This is a genomic window from Streptomyces prasinopilosus, from assembly GCF_001419695.1.
Classification (GTDB): domain Bacteria; phylum Actinomycetota; class Actinomycetes; order Streptomycetales; family Streptomycetaceae; genus Streptomyces; species Streptomyces prasinopilosus.
Map to the genome: position 1 here is coordinate 1 of NZ_LIRG01000386.1, position 6,666 is coordinate 6,666.

Annotated in this window: 5 protein-coding genes; 4 read left to right on the top strand and 1 reads right to left on the bottom strand. The window is 71.9% G+C overall.

Going from position 1 to position 6,666, the window contains the following annotated elements; genetic code table 11:
- Nucleotides 1–165 precede the first annotated feature (165 nt).
- Both rsmA and AOK18_RS17070 read left to right on the top strand, forming a co-directional pair.
- Entirely contained in the window at nt 166–1,053 is an 888-nt protein-coding gene (gene rsmA / locus AOK18_RS17065) for a 16S rRNA (adenine(1518)-N(6)/adenine(1519)-N(6))-dimethyltransferase RsmA (RefSeq protein WP_055694940.1), read from the top strand.
- Nucleotides 1,050–1,946: a 4-(cytidine 5'-diphospho)-2-C-methyl-D-erythritol kinase gene (locus tag AOK18_RS17070; RefSeq protein ID WP_055694941.1), complete on the top strand. Its 897-nt coding sequence runs from the start codon at nt 1,050–1,052 to the stop codon at nt 1,944–1,946. Before rsmA ends, AOK18_RS17070 begins: the two co-directional genes overlap by 4 nt.
- Before the next feature lie 4 nt (nt 1,947–1,950).
- Here the strand turns inward: AOK18_RS17070 and AOK18_RS17075 are convergent, their stop codons facing one another.
- On the bottom strand, nt 1,951–2,547 hold the full coding sequence (locus AOK18_RS17075) for a Uma2 family endonuclease (protein ID WP_055694942.1): 597 nt from the start codon (nt 2,545–2,547) through the stop codon (nt 1,951–1,953).
- 157 nt (nt 2,548–2,704) lie between these two features.
- On the opposite strand from AOK18_RS17075, the gene AOK18_RS17080 reads away from it, so the two are divergent.
- Nucleotides 2,705–4,525, top strand: coding sequence for an ABC-F family ATP-binding cassette domain-containing protein (locus tag AOK18_RS17080; protein ID WP_055694943.1), 1,821 nt, complete (start codon nt 2,705–2,707; stop codon nt 4,523–4,525).
- Between the two features lie 266 nt (nt 4,526–4,791).
- Nucleotides 4,792–6,594, top strand: coding sequence for an outer membrane protein assembly factor BamB family protein (locus AOK18_RS17085; RefSeq protein ID WP_055694944.1), 1,803 nt, complete (start codon nt 4,792–4,794; stop codon nt 6,592–6,594).
- Nucleotides 6,595–6,666: the final 72 nt, after the last annotated feature.

Genomic DNA, 6,666 nt, shown 5'->3' on the forward strand with positions numbered 1-6,666 from the left:
GCCATGGCGCGCACGGTGACCGGCACCAGGTACGGGGCGTTGGGGCGGCCGTACGCGGCACGGACGAGGACACCCTCGCCGAGGCCCTCGCGGCGAACACGGCCCGCGCCTTCGGTTATCCACGGGCGTGACCTGCGGGGGCCCGCGCCCCGTACCCTTGTCCCCGTGACGAGCCCCACCCCCGACGCCCTCCTGGGCCCCGCCGACGTCCGCGAACTCGCGGCCGCGCTCGGCGTACGGCCCACCAAGCAGCGCGGACAGAACTTCGTGATCGACGCGAACACGGTCCGCCGCATCGTGCGCACCGCCGGAGTCCGCCCGGACGACGTGGTCGTCGAGGTCGGACCGGGGCTCGGCTCGCTCACCCTGGCCCTGCTGGAGGCCGCCGACCGGGTCACCGCCGTCGAGATCGACGACGTCCTCGCCGCCGCGCTGCCCGCGACCGTCACGGCCCGGATGCCGGAGCGGGCCGACCGGTTCGCGCTGGTCCACTCCGACGCGATGCGGGTCACCGGACTGCCCGGCCCCGCCCCGACCGCGCTGGTCGCCAACCTGCCCTACAACGTGGCCGTCCCGGTGCTGCTGCACATGCTCGAGACCTTCCCGAGCATCGAGCGCACCCTCGTCATGGTCCAGGCCGAGGTCGCCGACCGGCTCGCCGCCCCGCCCGGTTCGAAGGTGTACGGCGTGCCCTCGGTCAAGGCCAACTGGTACGCCGAGGTGAAGCGGGCCGGCGCCATCGGGCGGAAGGTGTTCTGGCCGGCGCCCAACGTCGACAGCGGCCTGGTCTCCCTCGTCCGCCGCGACGAGCCGCCGAAGACCACCGCCACCCGGAGCGAGGTCTTCGCCGTCGTCGACGCGGCCTTCGCCCAGCGCCGCAAGACCCTGCGGGCCGCCCTCGCCGGCTGGGCGGGCTCGGCCGCGGAGGCGGAGGCCGCACTGGTCGCCGCCGGGGTGTCGCCGCAGGCCCGCGGCGAGTCCCTGACCGTCGAGGAGTTCGCGCGCATCGCCGAACACAGGCAGCGCCAGCAGTCCGAGGAGCCCGTCGCGTGAGTGTCACCGTCCGCGTGCCCGCCAAGGTCAACGTCCAACTCGCGGTCGGCGCGGCCCGCCCCGACGGCTTCCACGACCTGGCCAACGTCTTCCTCGCGGTCGGCCTCCACGACGAGGTCACCGCCACCCCCTCCGCCGGCGGCCTGCGCGTCACCTGCGCGGGCCCGGACGCCGCCGAGGTGCCCCTGGACCGGACGAACCTCGCCGCCCGCGCGGCCCTCGCGCTCGCCGAGCGGTACGGCCGGGACGCCGACGTGCACCTGCACATCGCCAAGGACATCCCCGTCGCCGGAGGCATGGCGGGCGGCAGCGCCGACGGCGCCGGCGCCCTGCTGGCCTGCGACGCGCTGTGGGGGACCGGCGCCTCACGCCGGGAACTGCTCGACATCTGCGCCGGACTGGGCAGCGACGTGCCGTTCGCCCTGGTGGGCGGGGCGGCGCTGGGCATCGGGCGGGGCGAGAGGCTGACGGAGCTGGAGGTCGGCGGCACCTTCCACTGGGTGTTCGCGATGGCCCGGCGGGGACTGTCCACCCCGGCGGTCTTCCGGGAGTTCGACCGGCTCGCGGAGGGCCGGGACGTCCCCGCTCCCGTGGCCTCGCAGGACCTGCTCGACGCCCTCGCCAAGGGCGACCCCGAGGCGCTCGCCGCGACCGTCTCCAACGACCTCCAGCCGGCGGCGCTGTCGCTGTTCCCGGAACTCGCCGACACCCTGGCCGCCGGGCGCGGCGCCGGTGCCCTCGCCGCCCTGGTCTCGGGATCCGGGCCGACCACGGCCTTCCTCGCCCGGGACACGGAGACGGCGGAGGTGATCGCGGGCGCCCTGCGGGCCTCGGGCACCTGCCGGGCGGTGCGCGTGGCATCGGGTCCGATGCCCGGGGCAACGGTCCTCTGAGGGTTCAGGACCGCGTTTCGATCGCGGTCAGTTCGATGGCGATGGCGGAAGGTTCGTCGACCTTGATCCGGTCGCGCTGCTGACCCATGTGCACATACGACATAGTCACAGGGTCGAGCTCGTAGACGTGGATGAGGGGTCGGCCGGTGGTTCCGTCCTGTTCGACGCGCCAGTAGTTCGGGATTGCAGCGATGGCGTACTTGTGCGGTTCGGTCATACGGTCGCGGGCTTCCGACTCGGGGGAGACGACCTCCACGGCGAGCAGGACGTCCCTGGCATGAAAACTGGTCTGGTCCAATCCTGTGACCGCGTCGGCTCGCACTACGCTGACATCGGGCTCGAGGCCGTTGCGCTGGTCGAGGATGACGGTCATTTCCCGCTCGACACTGAACTCCGGGCCGAGAGAGCCGCGCAGCCCGTTGACCAACAGGTCGATCACAAGGAAATGAAAGCGGCGTTGCGGACTCACGAAAACCAGGCTCCCGTCGATCAGCTCGGTGTGCGGCGGGAGATCCGGCAGGGTGAACAGGTCGTCCACGGTGTAGCCGTCCACGGGCGGCACCGGCCAGGGGTGGCGGTGCTCTACGGACTCGGCGGTCATGGTTCCTCCCCTGGACGGGATCCTGCTGCCTGCCCTCCAAGGCAGCCGCCCGTTTCCGATCACGTCATCACAAAGAGTGACCGCCCCCTCGCGCCCCGGCCGCGTCGAGGGACGCCCTACGCTGGAAAGTCGATCGATCCCCCCAGGCAGGAGAGAAATGGCCGTCAATCTGGTCAATGTCGAGAACGTCAGCAAGGTGTACGGCACCCGTGCCCTGCTCGACGGGATCTCGCTCGGCGTCTCGGAGGGGGACCGCATCGGTGTCGTCGGACGCAACGGCGACGGCAAGACCACCCTGATCCGGATGCTCGCCAAACTGGAGGAGGCCGACACCGGACGGGTCACGCACTCCGGCGGGCTGCGCCTCGGCGTGCTGACCCAGCACGACTCCCTCGACCCCCGGGCCACGGTCCGGCACGAGGTCATCGGCGACATGGCCGACCACGAGTGGGCGGGCAACGCCAAGGTCAGGGACGTCCTGACCGGACTGTTCGGCGGCCTGGACCTGCCGGGGTTCCCCAAGGGCCTGGACACCGTCATCGGACCGCTGTCCGGTGGCGAGCGGCGCCGGATCGCGCTCGCCAAGCTGCTCATCGACGACCAGGACCTGGTCGTCCTCGACGAGCCGACCAACCACCTCGACGTCGAGGGCATCGCCTGGCTCGCCCGGCACCTGCGCGAGCGGCGCTCCGCGCTCGTCTGCGTCACCCACGACCGCTGGTTCCTCGACCAGGTCTGCACCCGCATGTGGGACGTGCAGCGCGGCGACGTGTACGAGTACGAGGGCGGCTACTCCGACTACGTCTTCGCCCGCGCCGAACGGGAGCGCATCGCCGCCACCGAGGAGGTCAAGCGGCAGAACCTGGTCCGCAAGGAGCTGGCCTGGCTGCGCCGCGGGGCGCCCGCGCGGACGTCCAAGCCGCGCTTCCGCGTCGAGGCCGCCAACGAGCTGATCAAGGACGTTCCCCCGCCCCGGGACAGCAGCGAGCTGATGAAGTTCGCCTCCTCCCGGCTCGGCAGGACGGTCTTCGACCTGGAGGACGTCACCGTCCAGGCGGGCCCCAAGGTGCTGATCAAGCACCTCACCTGGCAGCTCGGCCCCGGCGACCGGATCGGCCTGGTCGGCGTCAACGGCGCCGGGAAGACGTCCCTGCTGCGGGCCCTGACCGAGGCCGCCCGCAGCGAGGGCGAGATCCAGCCCGCGGCGGGACGGATCCACGTCGGCAAGACGGTCAGACTCGCCTACCTCTCCCAGGAGGTCGCCGAACTCGACCCCACCTGGCGGGTGCTCCAGGCCGTGCAGGCGGTCCGCGAACGCGTCGACCTCGGCAAGGGGCGCGAGATGACCGCCGGGCAGCTGTGCGAGACGTTCGGCTTCAACAAGGACAAGCAGTGGACGCCCGTCGGCGACCTGTCCGGCGGTGAGCGGCGGCGGCTCCAACTGCTGCGGCTGCTCATGGACGAACCCAACGTCCTCTTCCTCGACGAGCCCACCAACGACCTCGACATCGAGACCCTCACCCAGCTCGAGGACGTCCTCGACGGCTGGCCCGGCTCGATGATCGTCATCTCCCACGACCGGTTCTTCGTCGAGCGCACCACCGACCGGGTGTTCGCCCTGCTCGGCGACGGCACCCTGCGGATGCTGCCGCGTGGGATCGACGAGTATTTGGAGCGGCGCAGGAAGATGGAGGAGGCGGCCGCCGCGTCCGCCGCTGCGCCCTCGGCGGCGAAGCCGGCCGCGGACGCCGTTCCCGAGAAGAGCGCCGCCGACGTGCGCGCCGCCAAGAAGGAACTGCAGAAGATCGAACGGCAGCTCGACAAGCTCTCCGAGAAGGAGGCGAGGCTGCACGCCGCGATCGCCGAGAACGCCACGGACTTCGCCAAGGTCGCCGAACTCGACGCCGAACTGCGGGAAGTGGCCGGTCAGCGGGACGAGCTCGAACTGCGGTGGCTGGAACTCGCCGAGGACGCCTGACGCCGGCGCACCGGACCGTGCGGCGCGCGGGGCAGGCCCGTGCGCGGGGCGTGCGGGGTGTGAAGGGGGCGTGGAGGCGCGTAACAAGGGCATCACGGGCCCGTCCTCCCTTGGGAACAGCGGTGGACGGGGCCCGGTGACCCGGCGGTACCGGGTGATAGAAAGACCCCGTCTGAGAACTGTAAGAACCGCCTCAAGACGACTCTGGGAGCACCACGTACCTCAGGGTGTGGCTAAAAATCAGTGAGCAAGGGGGGAACGCGCTGATGGCTCAGCCGCCCGGTCAGCCGCCGCAGGATGGCTTCGGAGCACCACAGGACCCGCCCGTCCCGGGCGGCGGTTTCGGGGCTCCGCCCCCGCAGGGCCCGCCGGCCGGGCCGCCGCAGCCGGGGTACGGCTACCCGCAGCAGACGCCGCCCCCGCAGCAGCCCGGCCCGTACGGACAGCCCCAGGCCGGCCCGTACGGGCAGTCCCAGCCGGGACCGTACGGACAGCAGCCGGGACCGTACGCCTCCGGACCGTACGCCTCCGGGCCCTACGGCCAACCGCAGCAACCCGGCCCCTACGGGCAGCAGCCGGGGTACGGCCACCCGCAGTTCCCGGGCGCGCCCGGCACCCCGCCGCCGGGTTCCGGCTCCCGCGGCCCCTTCAAGGGCAAGTCCGCCGTGCTCATCGGCGCCGCGACGGCGGTGCTGATAGCCCTCGGCACCACCGTGTGGGCGGTCTCCGGCGGCGACGGGGAGAAGGACGACAAGCCCGTCGCCCGGCAGAGCGACGACCCCGGCCCCCAGCCCTCCGGCGCCCCGGTCAACCCGGGTGACGGCAGCGGCGACGGCGACTCCGGGCCCGAGGACCTCAATGAGGGCCGCAAGCCCGGCGAGTCCAAGGTGCTCTGGTACAAGGAGGCGCCCGACGCGCCCCGCTCCGGAGCCGACGCCCCCGGCATGTGGATCACCGACAGGACGGCGGTGAAGGCGGCCTACAAGGAGCTCTCCGCCTACAACGTCGCCGACGGCAAGCCGACCTGGGAACCCCTCGTCTTCCCGCAGAAGATCTGCGCGGTCACCCCGGAGAAGACGTCCGACGACAAGGTCGTCGTCGCGTACATGAGCGGCAGCAGCGACCGCGCCAAGTGCAACCAGCTCCAGCTCGTCGACCTCGACACCGGCGAGAAGGGCTGGACGCGGAAGGTCGAGGACGGCGCGCTGTTCGACTCCGTGATGTCCCTCGAGATGACCCTCAGCGGCAACACGCTGATGGTCGGCCGCTCGCAGTCCGGCACCGCGTTCGACGTGACGTCCGGCGACAAGATGTACGACAAGAGGAAGTACGGCGAGGCCTGCTTCCCCGCCGCGTTCGCGGGCGGCGAGCGGCTGATCCAGGTCGCGTCCTGCGGCGCGGGCGGCACCAACGAGCACGACGAGGTCCAGGAACTCGACCCGAAGACCGGCAAGGTCAGGTGGACCCACAAGGTCGAGAAGGGCTGGCGCGTCGAGCGCGCCTACTCCGTCGACCCGGTGGTCCTCTACAGCACCAACAAGGAGAAGAAGGCGTGGAACATCTCCACGCTGGGCCGGGGCGGCTCGATCCGCTCCCAGGTCTCCGTGGACGAGGACTTCGGCGCCCAGTGCGGCTGGGCCATCCTCGCCCGCGACCTCCAGGGCTGTGAGGGCGTCGTCGCCGACGGCGACACCCTCTACCTGCCCACCAAGGCGACCACCGGGGCCAACGAGGTCGTCGCGGTCAGCCTCGCCACCGGCAAGGAGAAGTGGCGGGTGAAGTCCCCCGTGGCGAAGTCGATGCTGCCCGTGAAGACCGAGGGCGGCAAGCTCATCGCCTACGTGGAGCCCTCGTACGACGGAGGCGGACGGGTCGTGTCCATCGCGACCACGGGCAGCAGCCACGAGCCGGTCACCCTGCTGCAGAACCCGCAGGGCACCGCGGCCATCGAGCGGGGCTTCTTCAGCAAGGACCTCGACTGGGTCGACGGCCGCTTCTACCTCTCGACCACCCGGCTGACCGGCAACGACGAAGCGAAGGAGAAGCTGATGCTCGCCTACGGCAAGTGAGGCGCGCAGCATCGGCGAGGCGCGCCGGCCCCCGCCGGCCGGCGCGCCCGCTCCCTCCGGTCCCCTCCCCGC

What these genes read in the sequence shown, in the direction of transcription:
- AOK18_RS17075 (WP_055694942.1), bottom strand. Translation starts at nt 2,547, where the DNA reads ATGACCGCCGAGTCCGTAGAGCACCGCCACCCCTGGCCGGTGCCGCCC.
- AOK18_RS17085 (WP_055694944.1), top strand. Translation starts at nt 4,792, where the DNA reads ATGGCTCAGCCGCCCGGTCAGCCGCCGCAGGATGGCTTCGGAGCACCA.
- AOK18_RS17080 (WP_055694943.1), top strand. Translation starts at nt 2,705, where the DNA reads ATGGCCGTCAATCTGGTCAATGTCGAGAACGTCAGCAAGGTGTACGGC.